The following is a 25,395-nucleotide window of genomic DNA, read 5'->3' as shown; positions in this document are numbered from 1 at the left end:
ATTTGAGATGCGGTATAGTTGGGATCAATAATATTTCTTAGACATGGACAGGCAAAAAATAATACTGAAAGAATTCTTGCAGGTAGAACCCCTGGAATCCCTTTGACAGACAAAGGAGTAGATCAGGCCCAAAAGGCAGCTGAATTTTTAGAACACATGAACATTTCGGCAATTTATTCAAGTCCTATTGAAAGAGCAAAAAACACTGCAGAAATAGTTGGAAAACATAATTCAGTTGATGTTAGAATTGACGAGCGATTAATTGAGTTGGACATGGGAAAATTTACTGGAATGCCTTATGATGAAATTTTTTCAAGTCATGGAAACGTGTTCATGAAATTCTATAACGGTGAACTAGAAATTGCACATAATGGCGTAGAAACTTTTGATCAGGTCAAAAAACGTGTATTGGGAATTGTAGATGATGTTCTAGAAAATCATCCTGATGAAAATGTGGTCCTTGTAACCCATATGGATCCTATCAAGGCAATGCTTGCAACAATAGTTGATCTGTCTCCAAAGAATCTATATGAGCTGATTATAGCAAATGCATCTTTGAATATATTTAGAGAATACCAACGTATGTTCTCAGTATCTGGACTTAACGTAATGCATCCATCCAGATTCGATCAGGATTGGTAGCTAATAATCTTGAAAACCCTTAAATAGAAATCAAAGGTCACGTCAGTCACGCTAATGAAGAGTATGGTCGGTCTGTTCTTAGTATTTGCAATTTTAGTAATCATTCCAGTAGCTGATTATGCTTTAGCTGCAGGTGATGAACCAGGCGAATATGTAGATCGACGTGTTTTGATTTGGAATTTATTCTTTAGAATGATGACTGTTGCATTTACTGTTGGTGCAGTAGTTTCTGGTACCATGATTTGGTTGGTTTGGAGATTCAGAGAATCGCATCCAAAAGCTACTCCAACACCATATGAAAAGGAAGGAGTATGGTAGAAAATGGGTGGACACTCTAACTGGCCTGAATGGATCTACATTGGAATCGTAATTGCATTATTGTGCTGGGTTGGTGGAGAAGCATGGAACGTTGAAAGACTAGTTGAGCACGTTCCTGCTGATGCTGAGGTTATCAAAGTAACTGGACAACAATGGTTCTGGACTTTTGAACATGAGGATGGAACTAAAGAAATTGGTGAGTTACATGTAGAAGCTGGAAAAGCATACAAGTTTGAGGTAACTGCCAAAGACGTCAATCACTCTTTTAATATTCATGATTATGTTGTTTTAATGGATGCAGTTCCAGGCAGAGTTAACACAGTTTGGTTTGCACCTGACAAAGCAGGCGAACATGATATCCAATGCAGAGAATATTGTGGTTTGATTCACTATAACATGAGAGGAAAACTAATTGTGGAGGAGCCATCATCTTGATGCTAAGACATTTATCTGTAATTTCAAGTGAGGAGACTATCTAATGGTTCTAGAATTACAAAAACCACGACCCATTTGGCAAATAATGTTCTCAACACATCACACTGATGTGGGATTGCTTTATCTTATCATGTCACTGGGATTCTTGTTTTTAGGTGGTGCACTTGCACTTGCAATTCGTGCCGAATTATTTTTGCCAGGAGCACAATTCATCGCTGATGCAATGACCTTTAACAGAATGTTTACCGTTCACGGAACTACTCTCATCTTCTTATTCTTATTGCCATTTGCATCAGCTGTTGGTAACTACTTTGTTCCAATTATGGTTAGATACAAAGACATGGCATATCCAAAACTTAATGCAATTGCATTTTGGATGATTCCTCCTGGTGGTGCACTAATTTGGCTGGGCTTTGCAGACTTTACATGGTATGCAACTCCTCCCTATTCTATCATCAGCGCCCCAGGTCCAGCTGCAGATATGTGGATTTTCGGACTAAAGATTCTGGGAATCTCTTCAGTCCTTGGCGCAATTAACTTCATTGTCACAATTCTAAAATGTAAGCATCCTGACATGTCAATTGGTCAGGTGCCATTGTTAGCATGGTCATTCTTGTCTTCATCATTAATTGTACTTGTTGCAATTCCAACATTTGCCGCAGCACTTTTGATGTTACTTACAGACAGACTTGGAGTTACAGGATTCTTCAACCCTGCAATGGGTGGTGACCCAATCGCTTATGCACACTTATTCTGGTTTACTTTCCATCCTGAAGTATACGTACTTGTTATTCCCGCAATAGGTATGATGTATGAAATCATTCCAAGATTTTCAAGAAAACCCATCTTCAGCCACAGTTCTGGTGTCTTTGCATTTGTCTTGTTATCTATTGTCAGCTTTTCATCATGGGCTCATCACATGTATGCAACAGGAATGTCCTTTACTGAAAAGACAGTATTCATGGTAGGAACATTAGCAGCAGTTCCAGCCTCTGCAATGCACGTCTTTAACTTCATTGCAACAATGTGGAATGGCAGAATTAGATTTGCAACCCCAATGATGTGGGCAGTTGGTGGAATTGCATTATTCTTCTCAGCAGGAGCAGGTGGTGTTGTAAACAGTGCCATGCCTTTGGACTTTTCAACTCACGACACATACTGGGTAGTTGGACACTTCCACCTATTTGTCATGGGTACAATCGCATTTGGTTCAATTGGCTATCTTTACTACATGTTCCCATATGTAACAGGAAGAATGTACAACGAAAAATTAGGGGTTACACACTTTGTATTGTCTTTCATTGGTACCATCTTGGTATTCTTTACACAACACGTTCTTGGACTGTATGGCATGCCAAGAAGAATTTTTGATTATCCACCAATCCCAGAATGGATTGCAATGAACCAAATTGCAACAATAGGTGCAATGATTATTGGTGTCAGCATGGCAATCTTCTTGGGTAACATAATTTACAGTTCAGGAAAAGGTAAGCCTGCCAATCCAGATGACCCATTTGGTCTTGGCGGCAAATACTATTATCCGTTCGAACAAAAGAACCCACATCATTAGGAGATAAAAGAAATGAGTCAAAATAACGAAACAATTTACAGGACAACAACTGCCAGAACTGGTAAAATGATGGCAATTATGCTAGGCATTTGTATCGTTGGCGGTGCAATCTTCTTTAGCATGTGGGACTATTGGACATCTTCTCCCGCACCTGTTGTTGGAATGATGAGTGAAACTACTGAACATGACGTTCAAGCTGCATTTTCCGGAGTTCATCATGCAGTTGAATTATCATTTATAGAGTCTTCAGACTTTAGAACATTGGCATTTAATGCATTACCTGGTGACGAAGGAAGCAATCCAACAATTAATGTAAATGTTGGTGATGAAATTAATTTCAGTTTGGTTAATGATGGGAAATCATTCCATGCATTTGGTGTAACCAAAGCAGAAGAAGGATTTTCTGGAATTATCTCGGGCTCTGAAATTGGAAGCGCATCAAGTCCCCTAAAACCAGGCGAAAGTGGCACGTCAAAATTCATTCCAGGTGAGGAGGGAACTTACTATTACATCTGTACTGTTCCAGGACACAGAGAACAAGGAATGGTAGGTGAAATTATCGTTGGTCCTGCTAAATCCGGTGGTTCAACTGCCAAAGCCGCAGCCCCAACTGGAGTACATCATGACTTTAGCGTTGATTTCGTGGAATCTTCAGACTTTAGAACATTGGCATTTAATGCATTACCTGGTGAAGAAGGACACAATCCTGACTTTGTAGTAAACTCTGGTGATGAAATTACATTTACTGCTACAAACAAAGGAAAATCATTCCATTCATTTGGCATTGTTTCCAATCCTGAAGACTTTAACAATGTACTTTGGGGATCAGAGATTGCAGCAGCAACCAATCCGTTAAAACCTGGTGAAAGTGGAGAAACTACTTTTACTGCAGGTGCACCAGGAACTTACTATTACATCTGTACTGTTCCAGGACATGCATTACAAGGAATGCAAGGCTCATTCATAGTAGAATAAACTTGGCAATTCAATATCTTGCACTAGCAACTCTTATCGTTTTGTACTCTCTAATGTTTGTTGGAGGTTATGTTTCGGCAGCTGGACTTGGATTAACATGTCCTGAATGGCCTTTATGTCCAGATGGAATTATGCCAAGTGATGAATACCTTATTGAATGGATTCATCGTCTTGTTGCTGCAACCACTGCAAGTTTAGTAGCTGCTACAATGATTGCAAGTTGGTTGAACAAAAGAGCTGATAAAAAAATTAAATTTACAAGCACTTTAGCTTCTGCACTAGTAATCACACAAATTACATTAGGTGCTCTAGTTATTGATCTAAAACTTCATGCAGTTCTGGTTGCTATTCATCTTGGAGTGGGAATATTGTTGTTCTCTATGGTATTACTGACAACGCTGTTTGCATTTAGAATTGCAAAAAATCCGATAAAAGCTAAGCTTTAGTTTTGGATTTAAGAATTTTTGGAATGTAGATATATGCTACTACTACACCTAGAGTAAGTGCACCTATAGTAATTGCGATAATGAAAATGTATCCAAACGGACTTTGAGTACTCATGTTAAATGCATAAGTCAAAACTCCTGAATTTCCTCCCATATCGTATAAATCTACACGAACAATGTGGTTTCCTGAATTTTCCCATACATAATCCACTTCATAGTGCCCAGCTTCATGTGATTTTGGTGGAATTGCATCAATCTGCTGGTCATTATAGAAGAATCTGACCCCCATGGTAAACCTGTCAACTTCCTCATAATTTTCATCTGTAACTCTAAACAGAATCTGTGATGTTTCTCCTATCTGTGGAAATTCAGGAAGTGTTGCAACTTGGACCCTGTACCCCCCTAGAAATTGTTCAGCCGAATTAAACATGGAATGAGCATAGGCCTCAGAGAAAATTGGTATTGTGGAAAACACCAGGAAAACCAAAAAAACGACTGATCGCAATTTTTTCACATTGTTGCATTATTGTTAGAAGAATATAGTGTTAATCAATTTACAACGAGAAATCTTCAAAACCTTTAAATCCTTATTGGCAAGACATTGAATCGTTGACCGTCGTAACAAAATCAATCGATATTAAGACACCTGTAGAGAATGTTTTTACCTACTTTGCAAGACCAGAACATGTTTCTGATCAAATCAAAACTGATGCAGTAGGAATGACTGTAGTCCCAATGGACATCAAAGAAGGTATGGGTGTTGGAACAACATTTAGAATAATCGGTGACTTTAGCGGCAAACGTCTCGAATGGGATTGTGAAACAATTGAATTTGTTAGAAATGAAAAAATTTCTGCCAAACAAATTGAAGGTCCATTCAAGCACTGGCAAATTACCAATGAATTCAAATCGCTTGGTGATAATCTTACCAGAGTAACCATGACAGTAGATTATGAAATGCCATTTGGTCCATTAGGAGCAATCATGGATAAAGCAAAATTTGCAAAGTCTGCTGAAAGAGGTATGGAAACCGCTCTTTTCAATGTAAGAGGATTGCTTGAAGGAAATGGCTCAATTCCAGTATACATCACACTAGATGCATATCAAAAACTTCTTGCCGAAAAGAAAAAGATGAATGATGTACCAGTTTCAACTGCACTTACAGCAATACTAGAAAAGTACAGTGAAATTGAAGCAAAAGCTCACAACTAAATTTTCCTTTCTTTTAAAATCTTAAGATTAATAACAACTCTAGGCATTTCTATTTTTAGTGGGTCTATGGCGCAGCCAGGTAGCGCACAGGACTCTTAATCCTGCTGTCGAGGGTCCGAATCCCTCTAGACCCGCTTTTTCAAATTTTTAAAAATTATCTTAATTGTTTGATTCAGACAAACTTTCCAAATCTTTTTCAATTTCTTCTGGCATTCCACTCCACCAATTATTTGTCATATCTTTTTTTGTTTCAATTCAGCTTATAGATCTTTCTGAAAACTAATTTTATTTCTCAAAAATAAACTCATTACAATATTTTCTAGCTAATTCTAACAGCTTATCTAACCCAATTGGTTTTGAAACCACTGAAATTAATCCATTTTGTAATGCATTACTGCATTTTTTATCAAAATCAGAATAACCGGTAACAATAACCACATTAGCATTTTTGTCTTTTTTGATAATGGTTGAAAATGCTTCAAAACCATTCATAGTAGGCATATCCCCATCTAAAATCACCAATCCTGGAGAAACCTCTTCATATGCTGATACTGCCTCTTCTCCGTCTGTGGCAGTTTTGACATCAAATCCGTTATACTCTAAAATTTCAGCATAAATTTTTAGTAAATCAATATCGTCTTCAGCCACTAAGATAGTTTTGTTCATATCAAAGTATGAACCTATTATTATATTAATTATTCTTCTGTATGTAATTTATGTTACACAAAGAGGATTAACTATTTGAATTCTATACAAATTTGTATGATGGGGCAAGGGAAAATCTATTATATCTGTTCATTTAGAAAAAGTATGAAGTTAGGAGCTGAATACTAATGCAACTTGAAAAAAAACATACTAAAACTCATACGCGTTCCATAATTTACCTTATTTCAACTCTTATTGGAATTACTCTTATCTATCAAGCAAGACCATTTCTTGACGATTCACAATTTATGTGGATTTCAGTCCCATCATACTCTATAATTCCTGGATTGTTGGTAGTTCTTTCCTCAATTCTTGCAGTTAAATTACACAAACAAAATCACTTTCAATCAAAAGCATTTTTGTTATTTGCAATTGGTGCCATGTGTTGGTTTTCTGCTGAACAAATCTGGGCAATCTATGATCATATTTATGATATGGATCCATTTCCATCAGAAGCTGATATTTTCTACATGGCAGCATATCCCTTCTTTGTAGCCTTTTTGTTAATTTCTTTAAAGCCGGTTAGAAAATCTATTTCAAAAAAAGTTTGGATGTTTGCAATGGGGCTTTCAATCTCATTTCTGATCCCTTCATTTTCAGCAGCATATGATGATATGGAGGGTGAACACGCATTTGATACATCCATTGCATTATCATATCCTATTTTAGCAGCGTTCCAAATCACGCCTGCAATAATTGGAATTATGTTTTTGGCAAAAAGAGGTGCAAACTATTCTTGGATGCTACTGCTTTTTGGATTTTTGATATATTCTGTTTCAGATACTTTCTTTTTGTTTGCCGAACTTGACGGAAATTACTATGATGGACATCCTGTTGACTTGATGTATTTGTATAGTTTTATTCTGTTGATATTTTCACTTGAAAATCGTCTAAAACTGGCTTATACCTCAAATGACAAGAATCAGGGAATATTTTTCTCTGAAAATATTCAATTTGAAACAATCAGCAAATATGGAATTCCATTAACTTTGATCATTGTGTCAATGGTTGTTTTGATATCGTTAACGAGTTTAGTATATGTTGATTCTGAAGAAAGCCTATCAATAGAAAATATTATGATGGGTGTTTTTGCAATGCTTGCTGTTTTTACTATGATTGTTTTGACAGTTAACAAGAGTTTGACAAAAATGGTTTATATGCGAACCAGAGAATTAGAGGAACAAAAAAATAATCTTGAAAATCTAGTTGAAGAAAAAACCCATGAAGTTCTCAAGGCTGAACGATTATCTGCAATAGGTGAGTTATCTGGTCGCTTGGCTCATGATCTTAGAAACCCTCTCTCTGTTATGAAAATGTCTGTTGATTTGATTAAACAACATCCAGCAGACACAAAAATTTCAGATACCGTTATCACTAAAAGACTAGATTTAATTGAAAAAAGTATTGAGAGAATTTCTCATCAAGTTGATGATGTGTTAGACTATGTTAGAAACTCGCCTCTAAAACTTGAACCTGTTTCATTAAGAAAAACACTTCTTAACTCAATTGATAAAATCAGTATTCCTCATGATATAAAAATTGCAATTTCTGGAGATGATAAAACAATTGATTGTGATCTGATAAAAATGGATGCTGTTTTCATTAATTTGATAATTAATTCTATTCAGGCTATGGATAATGGTGGTGATATTCAAATTAAAATCAGTCAAAAATATGATGATGTAATTATAGACTTTGTTGATTCTGGTCCAGGAATTCCAGATGCTGTGAAAGACAAAATTTTTGAACCACTATTTACCACAAAACAAAAAGGAACTGGGTTGGGACTTGCAAGCTGTAAAAATATTGTAGAACAACATGGTGGAAGAATAACGGTATCTAACAACCCTACAACATTTACAATTAGATTACCAAAATCTGACGTAAAACTGTATGATGAAATCTCTACAAAAAAATAACTATAGTTTTTTCAATAATGTAAATCTTGATTTATCTGGTTCAATCTCTTCATGCATATCAACATCGCTAACAATTTTTACCTTGTAATCCATCCACCTTTTTTTCATATTTCTAAACTTGTGATCTTTGTCAATATTTTCTTCTATCATACTAAATCTTTCACAATTCATAATGTATTTTCTAGCAACTCTATACATTTCAGCAATTCCTTTTTCAAGTGTTTCATCATCGAGATAATTTAGTAATTGATGAGTAAATACAAAATCTATTGAAGAGTCTGCAAACGGTAATTCTGTAATTGAACTGTTTTTGAATTTTCCTGCAGGTTGTTTCTCTTTTGCAATCTTTAATGCTTCATCATGAAGGTCCACACCATTAACCTCAAACGATTCAGAAAATAACCTTAAATCAATACCTGTACCACATCCTATCTCAAGTACGCTATTGCAACGAAGGGAAATTGCCAAATCTCTTACAAATTTTGCAAATTCTTCATTGTATCTTGCTTCGTTTTCTGTAGTGTACTTGTCCCAAAACTCTTTATTGTAATTCATACAATGTTTCAAAAACTCTGGTATTTGTTACTACTCTAATGTTGGCATTTACAAGGAATCATCTTTGTATCAAATGTGCAATCATGCGGCCCATCAGACTTTCCATCTGTAGGAATTTCTTTCATACAGTCTGCATGTCTACCTTTTCTACAGAACCAACAAATCTCTTGAGTGTCGCCAGTTGAACAGGATTCCATGATTTTATGAGTATAAATTGATGATAAAAAACTTCTTAATATTTACAAATATGTCAACCATGGCAAAAATCTTTCATCTTTTCCCAATGCAGCATCTGAAAATGATTTTTGTAATGCTTTAGTAATTGTTCCCATCTTTCCTGTTCCTATCTTTACTTTATCAATTTGAGAAACAGATTTTACTTCTGCAGCAGTTCCTGTCATAAATATTTCATCAGCTGCATAAAGATCATCTCTTTCAAGGTCTCTTTCAATTACAAATCCTCCGTTTGCTTCTATTATCTGAATTACGCTGTCTCTTGTAATGCCTTCTAATCCTCCAGCTGAAAGTGGCGGGGTTTGAATAATGTCGTCTTTAACAACAAAAATATTTTCAGCACTGCCTTCTGCGATTTTTCCATGAATATTTAGCATGATTGCCTCATCATAACCATTTTCTAGTGCTTCAACTCTGGCTAATGCGGCATTTGCATAATTTGATGCAGCTTTTGCTTGCATTGGCTGTGATCTTGAATCAATCTTAATCCAACTTGAAACCTTACATTTTGCACCTGAGAATTTTCCAGCTTTTGACTCTCCCATCTTCCATTCCCAACATGCTATAGAAACATCCACTTTGTTATGTGTTGGAGTTAATCCCATTGTACCGTATCCGTAATATGCTAGAGGTCTAATGTAACATTCTTTGAGGCCACTTGCTTTTACTGTCTTGATGATTGCATCTGATATTTCTTTTTTTGAAAATTGCATTTTCATTGAATATAGTTTTGCTGATTTGAAAAATCGATCTACATGTTCAGGTAATCTAAAAATTGCAGAACCTTTAGGGGTATCATAACAACGAATTCCTTCAAAAATTGATGTTGAATAATGAAGTGCATGAGTTAGAACGTGTACTTTGGCATCTTTGAATGGTATCAATTTCCCATTCATCCAAATTTTTCCAACTTCTTGCATAGGAGACGAAAAAAACACTACCAATTTAAAGAATTATCTTCAAAATGAGCACAACATGGAAACTACATATTCTGTGTAATCCTATTTTTACCATGGAATGGTTTTTGGGGTTTCCTGCAATTGCTCTTTTAATTGTTGGATTAGTTGGGCAAGCCTTTGAGATGAGAAAAATCCGTTTTACTACATACAATGATGAAGAATTAGCCTCACCCAATGTTTTCATGAATAAGAAAAACTTCAAGTGGTATGCGTTGATTGGACTTGGTTTGGTTTTGTGGTTTTTAGCTGAGCGTATGTAAACGGATCTATATAGATCAGCTCTAAATAGTAGAAATGATAACTATACTTAACGCGTGTTTTGGGTAACGCCGGGCTAAATCTAGATAATGGTCCCAAGAACAAACCCAGTTTGGCGGTGCTGATGAAAATCAGTAACGCCTGTTACACTCAACTAATTATACAAAATTTATTTTTGATTTTTCGTCGTGTACTGCACTAATCGCCTTTCTGATATTCCCTTCGGAATCTTCCACAACAATGATTATTCTTGAAGTCTCTTCTTGCGCATCCATATTCAAGATGTTTAATCCCTCTTCACCTATTCTTGCACTAGTTCTTGATGCAACTTGTTGAACTCTCCACATTTCATCTCCAATTAATGTGATTACTCCTCTGTTGTATGTTATTGTTGCAAGAGAATCAAATCCTAAGAAATATTTTTCATTTCTTTTAACATAATCTCCATCAAGAAACAATATCCTTGAAAATTCAATACCGTCTTTAGTAAAAGGTGACAATATTATGAATTCACTATATCTTTTATCTTTCTCTAGAGATGTAAGTAATTTTTGAACATTTGTTGTTTCAATTCTAAATATTGCACAATTTTCTTTTCCTGTAACAATTTTGATTGGATGTCCTTCTTTGTTGTCTGGAATTCTTTTGATTGTTGTTGTTTTTGATGGATCTTTCATGTTAGTAACTATTATTGGCATGTCTACCCCATTTTCAACAATCTCTTTGATAGCTATCGGATCCAAAATTTTCATTCCAAACATTCCAGCTAATCTTGCTTCATTATATGATAACTGAACTACTTCTGTTAATCCTGATTCAACGATTTTTGGATCTGCAGATACTACGGAACTGTCTTTTTCAAAATCTATTCTAGTTTCATATTTTTTATGAAATAGTATTCCTAGATCAGCTGCTGTTCTATCTGAGCCCCCACGTTCATATGTTGTTGTGATTCCATCTTCAGTTTTTCCAATAAATCCTCCAATTGTTACAACATCATTTTGTTCTACCATCTTCTCTGTATTTTCTAATCTGTCACGTGATTTTGATGCCAGAAAATTTGTAGATTCTATGTTGTGATCTGTAATTATTGGCCAATCAGCAAAACTTACAGCATCACTTTTCATTCCATTGCTTCTCAAGATGTAGTTCATTACATGGGACATGAGAATTTCACCCGAAAATGCTAAGGCACGTGAACGTACCTCATCTGCAAATTGCCTTTTTTCTAGGGCCTCTTCTAATGCATTTTTAGCCATTTCTAGGAATGAATCCATTGTTTTTTTGCATTCCTCTTTATTATCCGAATCTACCATATCCAAAATTTTATCATAAGTTGATTTTACTAGTTCAAGATTTACTTTAGAACCACTTTCAGCATTTCTGCCCTGTTCTAATATAACATCAGTAAGTGAGCGTTTTTTTCCATTATCTGTAGTTAGTGGTGCTGAAAAAACTGCAAGAACCTTTGAATCTTTTTTTAAATCATTAATTCTTTCAATTATTTTTGGAATCGCCTCTCCATTAGGACCGATTGCACTTCCTCCAAATTTAGCAACTACTAGTTTTGTCATGGTACTTTAAGAAAAATTATTGGCCATCTATTAAGCATTGGATCAAAAAATTATTTAATTAAATCTGTGATTAGTTTGGCGGCCTTTGAGGCCCCATCTGAATACACTGAAGTTCGCTTTTGTGTTAGTTTTTCTTCGATCATTGTTTCCAATTTGAAAATGTCTTCGAACTCAAAACCTTCTTCTCTGGCATTGTCTTCCTGTTCAAAATGCCCCTTAATTGGAATAAATATTGCTGGCGTACCATATGCTTTTGCTTCATCTATAGTTGATTTTCCTGCAAGAGAAATTAGTAAGTCTGATGCAAAAATAAACTCATGCAAGTTGTCTACATATCCTAAATTTGTCACATATTTTTCAAAATCTTTTTGTAAAGAAGGTCCTGAAACAACCACCACTTTTACATCACTATTAATTTTCTTTACAGCATCTAGTGTTTTTTCTATTAAAAATAATCCTGCATCAGTTCCTCCAACTGAAATAAGTATGGTTTTTTTATCAAATGAAAACTTCTTGCGCAATTCTTCTCTGGAATATTTTATATGTCTTGTAATTGGCCCTACTCTTTTGATATTGCCTTTATTTTCCCCAAACTCAGGTAAAATAACCAATTCACATTTTTCAATGATGTTTTGCATTGATTTATTCATCTTTTTTTCAATAAATGAACCAATTCCTCTTACAAAATGAGTTTCCAAAATATCTGTGATCAATACAGTTGGTATTTTTTTCTTTTGAGCAATTGTTAGTGATGCAAAATCCTCATCACTCAAAACTATTCTTGGATTGTCCTTTTCAATAATCTTCTTTGAGATCTTTTTACATTCTTTGTAATATTGAAAATAACTCCACAGCCATTTTGCAGGACTTTTTAACTTTCCATTTTCTACAATAAATTTTGGTGGCATGTACAGATTTTCTACATTAAAACTTGAGTCTTGGATAATTTTGGCAGCACCACTTCCAGTCACAAATTTGAGTGAGATGTCTTGAAATTGTTTTGCTATTGCAATGTCTCTAGTTGCATGGCCTAATCCTATTGGACTAGAAAAAAAATCAATATCTACCATATGTGTTGTAAATTTCTAATTAAATTTCTAGATTTTTAATGGTCTCAAAGTTTAAATGGTTTTTAACAAGGTAGGTTTTCGGGCCCATAGTCCAGGTCGGTTATGACGTCGCCCTTACACGGCGAAGATCCAGGGTTCAAATCCCTGTGGGCCCACTATTTCTTGCTCATTAAATATGGCAATTGTACTAATTACTTCATGACTGAACAAATTGCAGCAAAAAAATCTCTAATTGTTGCTGTTTTTATTTTATTTTCTCTGATATTTGTTGGCGGTATTTTTGCACTAACAAATGATGTTGCAATTAGTGCAGGCCAAGAGCTTTCGTACCCTTCATGGCTAATCATGGCATATCTTGCAGGACTTTCAATGATTATTCTTCCATGCACTCTTCCACTAGTTTTCATTATTATCCCACTTAGCATGGGAAAAGGTGCAAAAAAGGGACTCTTAATGTCGTTGCTGTTTGGTGCAGGACTGACAATTACAATATCGTCTTACGGTTTTGGGATTGGTGCAATAGGACAAACCGCAGACCTTGATCAAATCTCATCTTACATGTTTTTGATTGCAGGAATAGCCGCATTTGTTTTCGGAATGTCTCAATTAAAATTATTTAAATTAAAACTTCCAGCTTATTCTGGAACCCCTTCATTCATCCAAAAACGAGGCGATTACTCAAAATCCTTTTTCATGGGGCTGTTACTAGGAAATGCTGGCGTTGGATGCCCAAACCCTATGTTTTACTGGCTTTTAATTTACATCGCAGGAACTGGTAGTGTTGAGATTGGAGCAAGCTTGGGTGCAGTTCATGGTGTTGGAAGAGCTATTCCTTTGATATTGTTATCAATTCTAGCTATTGTTGGAGTTAATGCAACAAAGGGAATTACCACAAACCGTGAAAAAATTGAAAAACTTACTGGATGGATGTTAATTATAATTGGTGCATTTCTGATAATCAATGGAATACCTGGAGGACATGAATGGTATGAGAGTACATTTATTCATATTGCATGGAATAATTTGGTTTCAATGACACCTGTCCCTCCCGAATTCCACGTTGGTGACCATGAACATGAACACACTGCTGAATTAGCAGAAGAATTTGTACCTGTACTATTTGCATTACTGATTCTATTTCCTGTAGTTTGGTATTTTACTAAGAAAAGACGAGAGGTTGTAGCATGAAAGATCCTGTATGTGGAATGGATGTTGGTGAAAAAGGAGAATCGATTGTACACAAAGGTAAAGAATACCGATTTTGTTGCGCAACTTGCAGGTGGGCCTTTGAACAAAACCCAGACCAGTTTGTAGAGTCATGAAAGTTCAAGTTCTAACCACTTCCGGATGCTCCAATTGTAGTGCCCTAGAAAAAATGTTAGATGAATTGAACGTAAAATATGAAACCATTGATGTTACAGAACATCCTGAATATTTGGAAAAATACCCTATCTTTACAGCACCTGGATTGGTAATTAATGAAAAATTAGAATTTACTGGAATACCAAAACCTGCCGAACTGCAAAGAAAACTAGATGAACTCAGGTAATGTTTTTTACTCTTAACAATTGTGTATTTTCAAATGACTGATTATTCTATGAGTGAAAAAATGATTATTGTTCAATATGCAATTAAAAAATTTGAAAATGAGGACAAAGTTATTGAAAAACTAAAGACCGTATTGTCTGAAAAAGATATCCAAAGAAGTATTGATACATTAATTGGAACTCAAAAGGTAAGAAGAATTGGCCCTGAAGTCATTCAAAATAATGAAAGTCATGCAGAATTACCGGATTTACCTGAAAATCTAAAACCTGTCATTGATCAACTTTAACAAATTTTTTAAGCAAGAACTAATGGTGTAAATTGAAAATGAATAAAATTTTGCTTTCCAGCATTTTGATAATTACTGCATTTTCCCTTATCCCTTCATTAGCATTTGCTCACCCACACCCAGGACAAGTTTTGATAAATGGCCATACACACGATCCACAAACTGAAATCATTCCATTATCTGCAAGCATTGGGCTAGAAAAAACAACAGTTTTTTTTCATGCACCTAAAGACAATCAACTTCCATGGGGGTTTGTTGAAGGAAATATCTCAAATCATGTAGATGGTTATCCTGTGATAATTCAGATATTCAAAAATGGCGAATCTGTTCACTTTGCTCAGACTGGAGTGGAAAATGACGGTGACTATGAATATCGATTCAGAGTACTCAGTACAAATGGTGATGAGACCACCAAAATTTTTGACGGAAATTACTCAGTAAGAATTTTCAAAGTTGTTTACCTGAATCAAAATTCTTTGATTTAAAACCCACGTAGCCCTTGAGGACGCATGATTTCTGGATGTTGTTTCATCCACTCTATCTTATCTAACATTGCTTGTTTGTCTTGTGGAAACGTTCCCTTTATTGTATATGCATTAGAACCATGATTTGCTCTGAAAACTATCTCATCTGTAGTCTCAATTTGGCTAATAAGATCCCGAAGTTCTTCTAATGACTCATCATCATTAATTCTGATAAATGGCTCTCCAAACTTGTCAAGAAATTCTTGTTTAATTCCGTTTTCTAAATACAATGTTAATGCACCAACATAATTTGGAGAACATGCACTGATCACCTCTGCTGTTCCTTTGATATGTTCTTTAGAGTATGTTCTTCCTCCTAATCCTAAAATTATCATACAGGACATGATGTACCCTGCTTCTTTTGCCTTATTCACTGATTTGATTATTGTTTTTGCAATGGCACCTTTTGTTACTTTTTTTAGAATAATATCTGAGCCACTTTCAATTCCTAAATACAACATGTCAAGTCCGGCATCATGCATCATTTTCAACTCTTCAGGTGTCTTCTTTAAAATATTCATAGGCATTGCATAGCATGAAATCCTTTCAAGATTTGGAAACTTTTCTTTTAGGTATTTTACAATTTTTACAATGTATTGTGCATCCAGATTTAGAGCATCACCGTCTGCTAAGAAAATTCTTGTAGTATTTGGAAGATGTTTTGACATCAAATCAATCTCCATTTTAACCTCATCCCATGATCTTTCTGAATATTCTTTTGATCTATACATATCACAAAATGAACATTCATTAAATGAACATCCTAATGTAACCTGAAAAATCAATGATCGTGCTTCAGATGGTGGCCTATACAACGGAGCATCATAATTCAACATCATTTTGATTCAATGTAGATAATCTGATATCTTTTTTATAGTTTCTAATATTTGACTCTCCAAATACCTTTTAGTTGAAAAACTCTGTCAGTGACTGATGGCAAATGACCCTGATGCAAAGCGACTGTTATGGTTTGTTTTTGCAGGTTCACGAGGGGGAATTAATCGCTTAAAAATAATTAATGCAATAAGAAAAAATCCATTAAACACTAACCAATTATCCAAAGAATTAGGTTTAGACTATAAGGCTATTCAGCATCATATCAGAGTATTAGAGAAAAATAATCTAATTACTTCTGTGGGTGAAAAATACGGAATTGCATTTTTCATATCTACTTTTTTGGAAGTCAATATGGAGGCATTTGAAGAAATTGAAAGAAAATTGGATAAAAGTAAATAAACTGACAAGAGGTGTTCATCACTAAATGGAATCTACATCCCTAGTGTTATCTATCGTCTCAATGGCAAATATGGCAGTTTTAGGTATTCTCATTTGTATATTTGGAAAAATGTATGTAACAACAAAAGCACAACTACCGTTAGGGATGATTGTGGTTGCAGGAATGCTATTTCTCCATAATATTATTGGTGCACTAGCATACTTTTCTATGGATCAGTTATTTTCACATGAGATCTTCCCTTACATGCTTGGAGTTGGCATAGCTGAATTAGGTGGTCTTTTGATATTTCTAAAGATCACTTTAGACTAGATTTAGTTTAATTGTAACAGTCATTCATGAATCTCTGTTGAATGAAAAACATCGCGAATATTTCAAATTAAACAAAAATATTCTAATTGCATTTGCTGCATCGATTATAATTTCTGCAATAATCGCTCAAATTCTTTCTGAACAAGCAGATTATCTAAACACTACATACACTCTGATTGTAGATTATGTTATTTACTTTTCAACATTTGGGGGTCTGTATTACGTTGATAACAGAAAAAAATATTTATTAAAATCTGGTGAAACAGACAAGAAAAAACTTAGACATGATTTAATCAAAATTTTAACTTCATTGGGAATTGCTGAAGTCATTTATACTATTGTAAGATGGATTTTGCAATATTATTTACTAACCATTGATTATGACGCTTATTTGGCATCAATTGTATCACAAATTATATCAACAGTAGTGTATATGATAGCAATAAACTTGAGTGTAAAAATGACGAGGTTGTATAAAGATGGTAGTTAGTGTTTATGTTGATGGCTCAGGAGGCCCAAATGGAGGTTATGGATTTTTTGTAAAAGAAACTGGAGAATCATTTTATGAAAAACAACCTGATATTACAAACAATCAGGCTGAATACATGGCAATAATCTCTGCACTCAAAAAATTTTCTGACAGTGATTCCGATGTAATTATCTACAGCGATTCAAAAAATACTGTATCACAACTTAACCATGAATTTGCTATCAATAATGAAAAACTTCGTGAATTGGCACGTGAGGCATGGCAACTGATTGGAAAATTCTCTAATCTTACAATAACATGGGTACCAAGAAAAGAAAATTTGGCTGGTAAAATGTTGGGCAGCTAAATAGAGATCAGAAATTTTCATGAATAACTTTATTATAGAAAATCTTCAACCCAACGTACATGGCAGAATCTGTCTTTTTATCACCAAAATCAATTGCAGTTATTGGCGCATCTGACAAGAGAGGCAGTGTTGGTGCAACTATTACATCAAATATTATGAATGGTTTTAAGGGAATTGTTTATCCTATTAGTCCTACTAGGGATACTGTATTTTACAAAAAAGCATACAAGACTGTATTGGACGTTCCAAAATCAATTGATCTAGCAGTAATTGTAATCAAAAATACACTTGTTGCTGATGTTTTAGAAGAATGTGGAAAGAAAAAGGTTAAGGGTGTCATAATAATCACAGCCGGTTTTAAAGAAGTTGATGAAGAAGGAGCAAAACGTGAACAGCAAATTAAAGACATTGCTAAAAAATACAAAATTCAAATCATTGGTCCAAACTGTCTTGGTGTCATGAATCTTGATCCAAAGACAATGATGAATTCTACATTTCTTAAAGTAACGCCAAAATCTGGAAAAATTGCCCTTGTTTCGCAAAGTGGAGCTATATGTGCAGCACTTGTTGAAGATGCTAGCGCACAAGGAATTGGATTCTCAGCAGTAATTAGTCTTGGAAATAAGGCAGCGATGAGCGAAGTTGATGTTCTAAAAATGTTGGCTGCGCATAAACAAACCAAAGTTATCGTTATGTATCTTGAGGATATGGGAGATGGTCAAGAATTCCTCAGAGTCTGTAAAAATATTACTAAAAAATTAAAGAAACCTGTTCTTGTACTCAAATCTGGTCGTAGTCCAGAAGGTGCAAAGGCTGCAATGTCTCATACTGGTGCCTTGATGGGTTCTGATGAAATCTATGATGCGTTACTAAAACAGTCTGGTGCAATTAGGGTTGATACTATGGAAGAACTATTTGATTATGCAACTGCATTTTCAAAACAACCACTTCCAACAGCAGGAGGTTTAGTTATTGTTTCAAATGCTGGAGGCCCTGCTATCATTTCAACTGATGCTTGCTCTAAAGCAGGAATTAGAATGGCCAACATTGATACTATTCGCCCAAAGATTGATGAGGTGATTCCTCCATGGGGAAGCTCTAGGAACCCAGTAGATATTGTAGGTGATGCTGATTTTAATCGATTCCATAATGTTTTGGAACGTGTACTCAAACATACAAAAGTTGGTTCAGTTATTACAATGTGTACTCCTTCTGGAACTCTAAATTATGATAAATTAGCTGAAGTAATTGTTGTAATGTCAAAGAAATACAAAAAAACAATGCTTGCAAGTTTAATGGGACTGGATGAAGGAATTACCAATAGAGAAATTTTAGCCGAAGGTGATGTTCCCTATTATACATATGCTGAAGGGGCAATTAGAGCTTTAGCTGCAATGATAAAATTTGCAATTTGGGTAAATACTAAAGAAGGAAAAATTTCAAAATTCAAAGTAAACAAAACTAAAGCAAAAAAGATCTTCGATAAAGTCAAAAAAGAAAAACGTCCAAATCTTCTAGAAGAAGAGGGACAAGAAGTACTCAAAGCATATGGTTTACCATTACCAAAAAGTGCTTTGGCTAAAACAGAAGATGAAGCAATTAAAATTGCAAAAAAAATTGGTTATCCTGTCGTAATGAAGATCGCTTCACCTCAAATTATTCACAAGTCTGATGCTGGCGGTGTTAAAGTAAACCTTACAAACGACTCAGAAATTCGAACTGCATTTAAAACCATAATCAAAAACGCCAAAAAATACGACAAAAATGCTGAGATCAAAGGCGTATTAATTGTTGAAATGGTCAAAGGGGGAAAAGAAATGATAATTGGCTCAAAATTAGAGCCTGGATTTGGCCCTGTAATTATGCTTGGTATGGGAGGAATCTATGTAGAGATCCTCAAAGATGTTACATTCAAACTTGCACCTGTGACTGATAAGGAAGCAGATGATATGATTTCTTCGATCAAGACACAAAAACTGCTTCAAGGAGTAAGAGGAGAAAAACCATCCGATATTGCATCTTTGTCAGATTGCATTCAGCGATTATCACAACTTGTTACTGACTTTAAAGAGATCAAAGAGCTTGACATGAACCCAGTTTTGGTTCTAGAGAAAGGAAAGGGCTGCAAAATATTAGATGTCCGAATAGGGCTTTGATCGCAATCCATTCCTAAATTTTTGCTCATACGCATCTAGAATTTTTATACCACCTAGAGGGAGTTCTGTTATGGCAAATGTGGAGACCACTAAAACTATTAGAACCGGTGAAGACTATATTCAAAGTCTTCGTGGGAGAGATCTCAAAGTATATCTTTTTGGTGAATTAATCAAAGAACCTGTTGATCATCCTATTATCAGGCCATCAATTAATGCCGTAGCTGAAACTTATGATCTTGCAGTAAGAGAAGAAGAACTGGCATCTGCAAAATCATCAATTACTGGATTACAAGTAAATCGATTTTTACACATTGCAGAAAGTGCACAAGATCTGGTTTTACAAAATAAAATGCAAAGAAAACTAGGACAAAACACTGGAACCTGTTTCCAAAGATGTGTTGGTATGGACGCAATGAATGCATTACACTCTACAACATTTGAGATTGATGAAAAACATGGAACAAATTACCATCAAAGATTCTTAGAATTTGTTAAGATGGTTCAAAAAGAAAATCTTGTTATTGGTGGTGCCATGACTGATCCAAAGGGAGATAGAAGTAAAGGACCTTCTGAACAAGAAGATCCTGACTTGTTTACTAGAGTTGTTGACAAAGATGATAAAGGAATCTATGTCTCTGGTGCAAAAGCTCACCAAACTGGATGTATAAACTCTCACTGGATAATTTTAATGCCTACGATTAGATTGACAGAAGAAGACAAAGATTGGGCAGTAGTTGGAGCAATTCCTGCAGATGCAAAAGGAGTTACTTACATCTATGGTAGACAGTCTTGTGATACAAGAAGTATGGAAGAAGGTGACATTGATGATGGAAATGCAAAGTTTGGTGGACAAGAAGCATTAATTGTCTTAGATAGAGTTTTCATCCCTTGGGACAAAGTCTTCATGTATGGTGAATATGAATTTGCATCAATGCTTGTTGAACGATTCACATGTTATCATAGAAGAAGTTATGTTTGCAAAACTGGATTGGGTGATGTCTTGATTGGTGCAGCAGCTACAATTGCAGATTATAACGGTATCCCAAAAGTTTCACACATTAAAGATAAAATAATTGAAATGACTCATCTTAATGAGACTATTTTTGCAGCAGGAATTGCATCATCTCATCAAGGCCACAAAATGAAGTCAGGTGTTTATCTCAATGATGATATGCTTGCGCAAGTTTGCAAACATAATGTTACTCGATTCCCATATGAAATCAGTAGACTTGCACAAGACATTGCTGGTGGGTTGGTCGTTACACTGCCTTCTGAAAAAGACTTTAGACATCCAGAAGCAGGTCCTCTACTCAAAAAATACCTAGCAGGAAGAAAAGGTGTTGATGTTGAAAATAGAATGAGAATCCTTAGATTAATCGAAAATATGACTCTTGGAAGAAATGCTGTTGGATATCTGACAGAATCCATGCATGGCGCAGGCTCTCCACAAGCACAAAGAATTCAAATTCAAAGACAGATGCAAATTGGTTACAAAAAGAATCTTGCAAAGAATCTTGCTGGAATCAAAAACGATCTTGACGAACCAAAAGAGTCATCAGAATACTTTAAGCGTGTGTTTAAGACCAAGGACTCTGTTCTCTAAATTTTTATCACAAAACTCAACTTTTCCTATTTAAAATCCAGCGTGTTCTTTGTAATTATTACATTTGCTAATATATTGTAATTATTAACGTATGATAATGATAGGCACGAACAACGTCATCTATGACTACAAAAAACTTCTTCCAGTGATGGCAGCAATAGGATTTTTGTTTACTGTTCCAGTTGCAAGTGAAATATTTGCAGGTAATGGAAACGGTCAAAATAACATTCCTGACACTGCTATGTTGCCGGACATTTCACCATCTATTCCAAAACATTTGCAAATTCAAAATTCTCAACAAGGTGAATTTTTGAGATTTACAAATGCATGGGGAAACATTGGAACAGGCAATCTAGAATATGAACCTGTTATTCCAGTAGAAAATCCAGATGAAGCAGAAACACAAGATGCATTACAAAACCTATATGATTCCGAAGGAAACTTGGTCTTCTCTGAAATTGTAAGTGAATTTGAATACCATGATATTCACAACCATTGGCATATTGCCGATATTGGTGAATTTGCAGTACAATATGTAGATACTGACAAAAATGGAAATGAAATTCCTGGTGATATTGTAATACTTCCAAACGGTGTTGATGCATCTTCCATCAAAGTAGGATTTTGCATTGCTGATGTATACAAAATCAATGGTGATAATTCCCCTACATCCCAAAGAGTCTATTGGGATTGTGAAGTAGGTCTGCAAGGTATTCAGTCTGGATGGATGGATCAATACCATCAATCAGTTGAAGGAAATGCAGTTTCTATTACTGGAATTCCTAACGGAGAATATTTCCTGACACATACTTGGAACCCTGCTGAGAAATTTGTAGATGGAAATGAAGCCAATGATATGTCTTGGATGAAATTTGAGCTATCGGATGATGGAAATGGTAACAGAAAGATTGCTGAATTGGGTGGATTTGCACCTGAATGTCAATCTGATGGAACTACTCCTGGACTCTGTGGTGAAATAAGCAAAAACAACTAACCCTTTTTTTCCCTTTTTTTATTTTCAATACTATCATTGCCGGAGCTGCAACATACATTCCGACATTCATCATGATTACTGCAATCCCATATCCTAGAATCTCTTGCTCTGAATCTGCCATTGACATTATTGACAGTGTTGAAAGCATCGGGGTGATTCCGATCCTTATCATCTCTTTGAATACTGGGTTTTCTCTTTCATAGTCTGCCACATACGGTGAGAATGAATAGTAAAACTGGTTGAATCCTGCCATAAATGATGCACCTGACTCTGTGCTCATCACTTTACTGTCTCTTATCTCTCTTAGTAACTGCACCTGTGGTGCCATCTCAGAGCCGTATGTTGCAGTTGCAATCAGGCATCCGCCGCCTTCTTTTGAATTTTTATTTTGGGGCTCTTCGTTAATTGATTTTTCCACTTCGCTTGTATCTGATTCTTCTTTTTCTTCTAATTCTTTTTGTTGTTGAGCAACTTCTTGTGGAATTTCTTTTATCACGACAGGCTTTGTATCGATAATTCCTGTTTGAGCTTCTTGTTTACTTTCTTCAATTTCAAACTCTGTGTACATTCTACTCTGTTCAATTAGTCTTTCATATCTATCGGGCTCAGAATAAATCCAAAGTGGATCATTGTACAAACTAACACACACTCTTGATTCAATGGAATGTTGATGATGCTCAAAAAAATCATTTCCCATAAACTGGTATAATTGATAATTTTCTTCACACCATTCTATTCCATTTTTTGTTAATCCTCCATTTGCAAAGAAAGGTGTTTCAGCATACACTGTCCCAAATAGTAATACAGGTAAAAGAATAGCAAGATATTTCAAACATGATTTTTCTTTTTAACTAATTCATAAATGATACTACTCTTGGAACCTAGAACTTCTGAGAATCCTTTTTTAGTAAAAATGATGTAACTACATCACAAAGCAAACAGGACGATCTTTTGCTTGTTAAACTGCATTATGTGAACCTGTTTGCCTATGAAATACAAACTATTTTTCTTTTTTATCTAATTCTTTTTTAGGTTTTTCTTGGTTTTTAGGATCTGTGTTTACGTCTGCAACGTTTGAATTTTCTTTTATACTGTTCTCTGACTCGTTTGATTCTTCCTGTGAATACTCCAGATCTTTTTTTAGCTTTTCTAATTCTGGAATTTCTGGTGGTTTGTCTGAATCTTTAGAATCAAAAGGATCCTCGAAAGTCAGTTCTTTTTCTTTCTTTTTCTTAACCATCTGTTTTGCAATCATTATTCCCACAACAATTGCAATAATGATGTAGTTTGTTGGGGGCTTAAGAATTTGAGTAACATATCCTATCTGGGGTATCACATATGCTACTTTTCCAATGTATTCTTCTTCAGTTATTGGGAAATCCGTCCCTGGAATGGATGCTGGATTTGCATCGCCCTTTGTTCGTATTGTCTTTGGATTATCATCTATGATTGATGCAACTCTATGTACTATTACTCTGTCATGGTCTGATGGACGATTGAAAACTATGATATCTCCGACTTGTATTTCTTCAAATGGCTCATGTCCTTGTACAATTAGAACATCATAAACTAAAAGCTCTGGAATCATACTTCCGCTAGCAACTACATAAAATGGATTTTGAGTTCCAAATGCTACTTGTAATGCTAACCAAATTACAATAACACCAATTGCAACAATAATGATATCTTTTACAACGCCTTTTGAAACAGAACTCTTGCCCAATTACTTCATCGCCATAATGTCATTGATTACATTTGCTAGCTAGATTTTTGTACCGCATTCTTCACAAAACTTGGAACCTTCTTTATTGGAAAATCCACAACTAGTACATTTGCCTGGTTGTACTGCCTGAGGTGTAACATCAGGATTTCCTAACATGATGATTTCACCAACTTTCTTAATACTGCTCCATGGGATACTCCCTTCAGTTCCATCATTTTTTGTAATTAACAATACTACTGACTGATTAGAATCAACTCCTACTTGTTTTGCGTTTCCAATCTTTTTTGCATTCTCGTCATACACTGCCAACCCTTCTATTGAGCTTACTGAGCCTGAAGTACCTGGCTGTGTAGCTTGTGTTAGTTGAGTTTGTGGTTGCTCTGTTTGATGTGTTGGTTCTGGAGTTGGTGGTGTCTGTTGAATTGATTCAGACTGAATTGTCTGAGCAGAATCTAGTGGTTTTGCATTTCCAATATCTCCTGCTTCATCCTGTTTTTTGAATTCTCTGTATTCTGCAATTGTAGAATTGCATGTACTGCAAATGTATTGTCCTTTTTCTGCAAGAATCAAATTTTCTGCAACCTCTTCATTAGGATTTTCAAACTCTATTTTTGGAGCACCTTCAAATTCTTTCTCACATGTATTGCAAAAATGCTTTGAAATCTTCTCAGCGTCCAATCTTCCAATTGGGGCTAAAAACAGGTCAGGACCTCCTAAATTCCCCTTCATTTGTTGTTCATCAGTAACATTAGCCATAACATAACCGCCGGAACCTCTTAATTTTTTAAGTCTAAGTTCAGTACTCATGACTCAGTTTTACCAAAACGTCATTTAAGTATATATCACAAAACCATCTGGTTTGCAATTCATCCCACAAAAAATATGGTGAGAATTTTGGTGAACCTTTTTAGGTATGTTGAATAAATTATCAATGAAATGGGAATAACACAAGTTTCAGATGCAAAATCATGGGAAATTGATGTGATCAATTCAGATGTTCCTGTATTTGTTGACTTTTGGGCCGAATGGTGTGGTCCATGTAGAATGGTTGGTCCAGTCGTTGAAGAACTGGCAAGTGACTATGAAGGCAAAGTCAAATTCGTGAAGGTTAATGTCGATGAGGCCAATGAACTAGCATCAAAATACAATGTATTTAGCATTCCGACATTACTTCTCCTTAACAAAGGTGAAATTGTTGCCCAGCAAGTTGGTGCTGCATCTAAAGAATCATACAAAAATATGATTGATAGAGCACTAGCATAAACAATTACACGTTTTTCCCTTTTTTGATCCTAAAGTAATTAATA

General features: G+C 35.2%; 33 protein-coding genes and 2 tRNA genes. 24 read left to right on the top strand and 11 right to left on the bottom strand.

Translation table 11 applies throughout. The features are described from left to right. Window positions 1-18 precede the first annotated feature (18 nt). Genes NsoK4_RS08045 through NsoK4_RS08020 form a run of 6 tightly spaced genes read left to right on the top strand, consistent with a single transcriptional unit; the run spans window position 19 to window position 4,386 of the window. Window positions 19-642, top strand: a complete 624-nt coding sequence (locus NsoK4_RS08045; protein ID WP_211686887.1) for a histidine phosphatase family protein — start codon at window positions 19-21, stop codon at window positions 640-642. Between the two features lie 54 nt (window positions 643-696). Continuing rightward, window positions 697-960, top strand: coding sequence for a heme transporter CcmC (locus NsoK4_RS08040; RefSeq protein ID WP_211686884.1), 264 nt, complete (start codon window positions 697-699; stop codon window positions 958-960). A gap of 3 nt (window positions 961-963) precedes the next feature. Continuing rightward, a complete protein-coding gene (locus NsoK4_RS08035) occupies window positions 964-1,395 on the top strand; it encodes a cupredoxin domain-containing protein (protein ID WP_211686882.1) in 432 nt (143 codons plus the stop codon). A gap of 43 nt (window positions 1,396-1,438) precedes the next feature. After that, the gene (locus tag NsoK4_RS08030; RefSeq protein WP_211686879.1) at window positions 1,439-2,965 is read left to right on the top strand and encodes a cbb3-type cytochrome c oxidase subunit I; all 1,527 of its coding nucleotides are present in this window, start codon (window positions 1,439-1,441) and stop codon (window positions 2,963-2,965) included. Between the two features lie 12 nt (window positions 2,966-2,977). Further along, window positions 2,978-3,940 (top strand): plastocyanin/azurin family copper-binding protein, encoded by a 963-nt coding sequence (locus tag NsoK4_RS08025; protein WP_211686876.1) that lies wholly within the window; start codon window positions 2,978-2,980, stop codon window positions 3,938-3,940. Window positions 3,941-3,942: 2 nt separating this feature from the next. Then, window positions 3,943-4,386, top strand: a complete 444-nt coding sequence (locus NsoK4_RS08020) for a heme A synthase (RefSeq protein WP_211686873.1) — start codon at window positions 3,943-3,945, stop codon at window positions 4,384-4,386. Here NsoK4_RS08020 and NsoK4_RS08015 read toward each other — a convergent pair. Next, window positions 4,376-4,816, bottom strand: coding sequence for a hypothetical protein (locus tag NsoK4_RS08015; protein ID WP_249111045.1), 441 nt, complete (start codon window positions 4,814-4,816; stop codon window positions 4,376-4,378). The two genes, NsoK4_RS08020 and NsoK4_RS08015, sit on opposite strands and share 11 nt — an antisense overlap. 179 nt (window positions 4,817-4,995) lie before the next feature. Between NsoK4_RS08015 and NsoK4_RS08010 the strand changes: the two genes are divergently transcribed. Both NsoK4_RS08010 and NsoK4_RS08005 read left to right on the top strand, forming a co-directional pair. Further along, window positions 4,996-5,598, top strand: coding sequence for an SRPBCC family protein (locus NsoK4_RS08010; RefSeq protein WP_211686868.1), 603 nt, complete (start codon window positions 4,996-4,998; stop codon window positions 5,596-5,598). A 60-nt stretch (window positions 5,599-5,658) separates the two neighbouring features. Then, window positions 5,659-5,732 (top strand) — tRNA-Lys (locus tag NsoK4_RS08005). Between the two features lie 151 nt (window positions 5,733-5,883). Here the strand turns inward: NsoK4_RS08005 and NsoK4_RS08000 are convergent. Beyond that, window positions 5,884-6,264, bottom strand: a complete 381-nt coding sequence (locus tag NsoK4_RS08000; RefSeq protein ID WP_211686865.1) for a response regulator — start codon at window positions 6,262-6,264, stop codon at window positions 5,884-5,886. A gap of 167 nt (window positions 6,265-6,431) precedes the next feature. Here NsoK4_RS08000 and NsoK4_RS07995 point away from each other — a divergent pair, with 167 nt between their 5' ends. Further along, entirely contained in the window at window positions 6,432-8,222 is a 1,791-nt protein-coding gene (locus NsoK4_RS07995; protein ID WP_211686862.1) for a sensor histidine kinase, read from the top strand. Here the strand turns inward: NsoK4_RS07995 and NsoK4_RS07990 are convergent, their stop codons facing one another. The 3 genes from NsoK4_RS07990 to NsoK4_RS07980 are packed head-to-tail and all read right to left on the bottom strand — an operon-like array spanning window position 8,223 to window position 9,931. Next, window positions 8,223-8,777: a class I SAM-dependent methyltransferase gene (locus tag NsoK4_RS07990; protein ID WP_211686852.1), complete on the bottom strand. Its 555-nt coding sequence runs from the start codon at window positions 8,775-8,777 to the stop codon at window positions 8,223-8,225. 35 nt (window positions 8,778-8,812) lie between these two features. Further along, a complete protein-coding gene (locus NsoK4_RS07985) occupies window positions 8,813-8,974 on the bottom strand; it encodes a hypothetical protein (protein WP_211686849.1) in 162 nt (53 codons plus the stop codon). Window positions 8,975-9,016: 42 nt separating this feature from the next. Beyond that, window positions 9,017-9,931 carry a branched-chain amino acid transaminase gene (locus NsoK4_RS07980; RefSeq protein WP_211686846.1) on the bottom strand — a complete coding sequence of 305 codons (915 nt, stop codon included), beginning with the start codon at window positions 9,929-9,931 and terminating at the stop codon, window positions 9,017-9,019. A 92-nt stretch (window positions 9,932-10,023) separates the two neighbouring features. Here NsoK4_RS07980 and NsoK4_RS07975 point away from each other — a divergent pair, with 92 nt between their 5' ends. Continuing rightward, window positions 10,024-10,230 carry a hypothetical protein gene (locus NsoK4_RS07975; protein ID WP_211686844.1) on the top strand — a complete coding sequence of 69 codons (207 nt, stop codon included), beginning with the start codon at window positions 10,024-10,026 and terminating at the stop codon, window positions 10,228-10,230. A gap of 156 nt (window positions 10,231-10,386) precedes the next feature. Here the strand turns inward: NsoK4_RS07975 and NsoK4_RS07970 are convergent, their stop codons facing one another. Together NsoK4_RS07970 and NsoK4_RS07965 are read right to left on the bottom strand one after the other, a co-directional pair. Beyond that, window positions 10,387-11,802 carry an aspartate kinase gene (locus tag NsoK4_RS07970; protein ID WP_211686841.1) on the bottom strand — a complete coding sequence of 472 codons (1,416 nt, stop codon included), beginning with the start codon at window positions 11,800-11,802 and terminating at the stop codon, window positions 10,387-10,389. 50 nt (window positions 11,803-11,852) lie between these two features. Continuing rightward, complete coding sequence (locus NsoK4_RS07965) at window positions 11,853-12,872, bottom strand: glycosyltransferase (RefSeq protein WP_211686839.1); 1,020 nt, start codon at window positions 12,870-12,872, stop codon at window positions 11,853-11,855. A gap of 80 nt (window positions 12,873-12,952) precedes the next feature. On the opposite strand from NsoK4_RS07965, the gene NsoK4_RS07960 reads away from it, so the two are divergent. The 6 genes from NsoK4_RS07960 to NsoK4_RS07935 all read left to right on the top strand — a co-directional run bounded on the left by NsoK4_RS07960 (window position 12,953) and on the right by NsoK4_RS07935 (window position 15,191). Then, window positions 12,953-13,027 (top strand) — tRNA-Val (locus NsoK4_RS07960). A gap of 43 nt (window positions 13,028-13,070) precedes the next feature. Then, window positions 13,071-14,060 carry a cytochrome c biogenesis CcdA family protein gene (locus NsoK4_RS07955; RefSeq protein WP_211686836.1) on the top strand — a complete coding sequence of 330 codons (990 nt, stop codon included), beginning with the start codon at window positions 13,071-13,073 and terminating at the stop codon, window positions 14,058-14,060. Then, window positions 14,057-14,194, top strand: coding sequence for a YHS domain-containing protein (locus NsoK4_RS07950; RefSeq protein ID WP_211686833.1), 138 nt, complete (start codon window positions 14,057-14,059; stop codon window positions 14,192-14,194). Before NsoK4_RS07955 ends, NsoK4_RS07950 begins: the two co-directional genes overlap by 4 nt. After that, window positions 14,191-14,421, top strand: coding sequence for a thioredoxin family protein (locus NsoK4_RS07945; RefSeq protein WP_211686830.1), 231 nt, complete (start codon window positions 14,191-14,193; stop codon window positions 14,419-14,421). Before NsoK4_RS07950 ends, NsoK4_RS07945 begins: the two co-directional genes overlap by 4 nt. Window positions 14,422-14,454: 33 nt before the next feature. Next, the gene (locus NsoK4_RS07940) at window positions 14,455-14,706 is read left to right on the top strand and encodes a hypothetical protein (RefSeq protein ID WP_211686827.1); all 252 of its coding nucleotides are present in this window, start codon (window positions 14,455-14,457) and stop codon (window positions 14,704-14,706) included. 38 nt (window positions 14,707-14,744) lie between these two features. Continuing rightward, a complete protein-coding gene (locus NsoK4_RS07935) occupies window positions 14,745-15,191 on the top strand; it encodes a hypothetical protein (protein WP_211686824.1) in 447 nt (148 codons plus the stop codon). Here the strand turns inward: NsoK4_RS07935 and NsoK4_RS07930 are convergent. After that, window positions 15,188-16,069, bottom strand: coding sequence for a radical SAM protein (locus tag NsoK4_RS07930; RefSeq protein WP_211686821.1), 882 nt, complete (start codon window positions 16,067-16,069; stop codon window positions 15,188-15,190). The two genes, NsoK4_RS07935 and NsoK4_RS07930, sit on opposite strands and share 4 nt — an antisense overlap. 94 nt (window positions 16,070-16,163) lie before the next feature. Between NsoK4_RS07930 and NsoK4_RS07925 the strand changes: the two genes are divergently transcribed. From NsoK4_RS07925 to NsoK4_RS07895, 7 genes are all read left to right on the top strand, one after another. Continuing rightward, window positions 16,164-16,466, top strand: a complete 303-nt coding sequence (locus tag NsoK4_RS07925) for a winged helix-turn-helix domain-containing protein (RefSeq protein WP_211686818.1) — start codon at window positions 16,164-16,166, stop codon at window positions 16,464-16,466. 25 nt (window positions 16,467-16,491) lie between these two features. Then, complete coding sequence (locus tag NsoK4_RS07920) at window positions 16,492-16,776, top strand: hypothetical protein (RefSeq protein ID WP_211686815.1); 285 nt, start codon at window positions 16,492-16,494, stop codon at window positions 16,774-16,776. Window positions 16,777-16,813: 37 nt separating this feature from the next. Continuing rightward, window positions 16,814-17,266 (top strand): hypothetical protein, encoded by a 453-nt coding sequence (locus NsoK4_RS07915; protein WP_211686812.1) that lies wholly within the window; start codon window positions 16,814-16,816, stop codon window positions 17,264-17,266. Next, window positions 17,256-17,612 carry a reverse transcriptase-like protein gene (locus tag NsoK4_RS07910; protein ID WP_211686809.1) on the top strand — a complete coding sequence of 119 codons (357 nt, stop codon included), beginning with the start codon at window positions 17,256-17,258 and terminating at the stop codon, window positions 17,610-17,612. Before NsoK4_RS07915 ends, NsoK4_RS07910 begins: the two co-directional genes overlap by 11 nt. Before the next feature lie 59 nt (window positions 17,613-17,671). Beyond that, entirely contained in the window at window positions 17,672-19,768 is a 2,097-nt protein-coding gene (locus NsoK4_RS10170) for a 4-hydroxybutyrate--CoA ligase (protein ID WP_211686806.1), read from the top strand. Window positions 19,769-19,838: 70 nt separating this feature from the next. Further along, on the top strand, window positions 19,839-21,371 hold the full coding sequence (locus tag NsoK4_RS07900; protein WP_211686803.1) for a 4-hydroxyphenylacetate 3-hydroxylase family protein: 1,533 nt from the start codon (window positions 19,839-19,841) through the stop codon (window positions 21,369-21,371). Between the two features lie 97 nt (window positions 21,372-21,468). Then, complete coding sequence (locus tag NsoK4_RS07895; protein WP_211686800.1) at window positions 21,469-22,365, top strand: lysyl oxidase family protein; 897 nt, start codon at window positions 21,469-21,471, stop codon at window positions 22,363-22,365. Here NsoK4_RS07895 and NsoK4_RS07890 read toward each other — a convergent pair. From NsoK4_RS07890 to NsoK4_RS07880, 3 genes are all read right to left on the bottom strand, one after another. Next, the gene (locus tag NsoK4_RS07890; RefSeq protein ID WP_211686798.1) at window positions 22,325-23,197 is read right to left on the bottom strand and encodes a CFI-box-CTERM domain-containing protein; all 873 of its coding nucleotides are present in this window, start codon (window positions 23,195-23,197) and stop codon (window positions 22,325-22,327) included. The genes NsoK4_RS07895 and NsoK4_RS07890 overlap by 41 nt on opposite strands. 168 nt (window positions 23,198-23,365) lie before the next feature. Continuing rightward, window positions 23,366-24,088, bottom strand: a complete 723-nt coding sequence (locus NsoK4_RS07885) for a signal peptidase I (protein ID WP_211686796.1) — start codon at window positions 24,086-24,088, stop codon at window positions 23,366-23,368. Window positions 24,089-24,127: 39 nt separating this feature from the next. Continuing rightward, complete coding sequence (locus tag NsoK4_RS07880) at window positions 24,128-24,895, bottom strand: PRC-barrel domain-containing protein (protein WP_211686793.1); 768 nt, start codon at window positions 24,893-24,895, stop codon at window positions 24,128-24,130. 129 nt (window positions 24,896-25,024) lie between these two features. On the opposite strand from NsoK4_RS07880, the gene trxA reads away from it, so the two are divergent. Next, on the top strand, window positions 25,025-25,351 hold the full coding sequence (gene trxA / locus NsoK4_RS07875; protein WP_211686791.1) for a thioredoxin: 327 nt from the start codon (window positions 25,025-25,027) through the stop codon (window positions 25,349-25,351). Window positions 25,352-25,395 lie beyond the last annotated feature (44 nt).

It is taken from the genome of Nitrosopumilus sp. K4, assembly GCF_018128925.1.
In the GTDB taxonomy this organism is placed as follows: Archaea; Thermoproteota; Nitrososphaeria; order Nitrososphaerales; family Nitrosopumilaceae; genus HKST03.
This window is presented reverse-complemented; position numbering and strand designations above follow the sequence as displayed.

Coding starts and splice junctions, on each gene's coding strand:
- NsoK4_RS08040 (WP_211686884.1), top strand. CDS start 697: ATGAAGAGTATGGTCGGTCTGTTCTTAGTATTTGCAATTTTAGTAATC.
- NsoK4_RS08035 (WP_211686882.1), top strand. CDS start 964: ATGGGTGGACACTCTAACTGGCCTGAATGGATCTACATTGGAATCGTA.
- NsoK4_RS08030 (WP_211686879.1), top strand. CDS start 1,439: ATGGTTCTAGAATTACAAAAACCACGACCCATTTGGCAAATAATGTTC.
- NsoK4_RS08025 (WP_211686876.1), top strand. CDS start 2,978: ATGAGTCAAAATAACGAAACAATTTACAGGACAACAACTGCCAGAACT.
- NsoK4_RS08015 (WP_249111045.1), bottom strand. CDS start 4,816: ATGTTTAATTCGGCTGAACAATTTCTAGGGGGGTACAGGGTCCAAGTT.
- NsoK4_RS08000 (WP_211686865.1), bottom strand. CDS start 6,264: ATGAACAAAACTATCTTAGTGGCTGAAGACGATATTGATTTACTAAAA.
- NsoK4_RS07995 (WP_211686862.1), top strand. CDS start 6,432: ATGCAACTTGAAAAAAAACATACTAAAACTCATACGCGTTCCATAATT.
- NsoK4_RS07990 (WP_211686852.1), bottom strand. CDS start 8,777: ATGAATTACAATAAAGAGTTTTGGGACAAGTACACTACAGAAAACGAA.
- NsoK4_RS07985 (WP_211686849.1), bottom strand. CDS start 8,974: ATGGAATCCTGTTCAACTGGCGACACTCAAGAGATTTGTTGGTTCTGT.
- NsoK4_RS07980 (WP_211686846.1), bottom strand. CDS start 9,931: ATGCAAGAAGTTGGAAAAATTTGGATGAATGGGAAATTGATACCATTC.
- NsoK4_RS07975 (WP_211686844.1), top strand. CDS start 10,024: ATGGAATGGTTTTTGGGGTTTCCTGCAATTGCTCTTTTAATTGTTGGA.
- NsoK4_RS07970 (WP_211686841.1), bottom strand. CDS start 11,802: ATGACAAAACTAGTAGTTGCTAAATTTGGAGGAAGTGCAATCGGTCCT.
- NsoK4_RS07965 (WP_211686839.1), bottom strand. CDS start 12,872: ATGGTAGATATTGATTTTTTTTCTAGTCCAATAGGATTAGGCCATGCA.
- NsoK4_RS07955 (WP_211686836.1), top strand. CDS start 13,071: ATGACTGAACAAATTGCAGCAAAAAAATCTCTAATTGTTGCTGTTTTT.
- NsoK4_RS07950 (WP_211686833.1), top strand. CDS start 14,057: ATGAAAGATCCTGTATGTGGAATGGATGTTGGTGAAAAAGGAGAATCG.
- NsoK4_RS07945 (WP_211686830.1), top strand. CDS start 14,191: ATGAAAGTTCAAGTTCTAACCACTTCCGGATGCTCCAATTGTAGTGCC.
- NsoK4_RS07940 (WP_211686827.1), top strand. CDS start 14,455: ATGACTGATTATTCTATGAGTGAAAAAATGATTATTGTTCAATATGCA.
- NsoK4_RS07935 (WP_211686824.1), top strand. CDS start 14,745: ATGAATAAAATTTTGCTTTCCAGCATTTTGATAATTACTGCATTTTCC.
- NsoK4_RS07930 (WP_211686821.1), bottom strand. CDS start 16,069: ATGATGTTGAATTATGATGCTCCGTTGTATAGGCCACCATCTGAAGCA.
- NsoK4_RS07925 (WP_211686818.1), top strand. CDS start 16,164: ATGGCAAATGACCCTGATGCAAAGCGACTGTTATGGTTTGTTTTTGCA.
- NsoK4_RS07920 (WP_211686815.1), top strand. CDS start 16,492: ATGGAATCTACATCCCTAGTGTTATCTATCGTCTCAATGGCAAATATG.
- NsoK4_RS07910 (WP_211686809.1), top strand. CDS start 17,256: ATGGTAGTTAGTGTTTATGTTGATGGCTCAGGAGGCCCAAATGGAGGT.
- NsoK4_RS10170 (WP_211686806.1), top strand. CDS start 17,672: ATGGCAGAATCTGTCTTTTTATCACCAAAATCAATTGCAGTTATTGGC.
- NsoK4_RS07900 (WP_211686803.1), top strand. CDS start 19,839: ATGGCAAATGTGGAGACCACTAAAACTATTAGAACCGGTGAAGACTAT.
- NsoK4_RS07895 (WP_211686800.1), top strand. CDS start 21,469: ATGATAGGCACGAACAACGTCATCTATGACTACAAAAAACTTCTTCCA.
- NsoK4_RS07880 (WP_211686793.1), bottom strand. CDS start 24,895: ATGAGTACTGAACTTAGACTTAAAAAATTAAGAGGTTCCGGCGGTTAT.
- trxA (WP_211686791.1), top strand. CDS start 25,025: ATGGGAATAACACAAGTTTCAGATGCAAAATCATGGGAAATTGATGTG.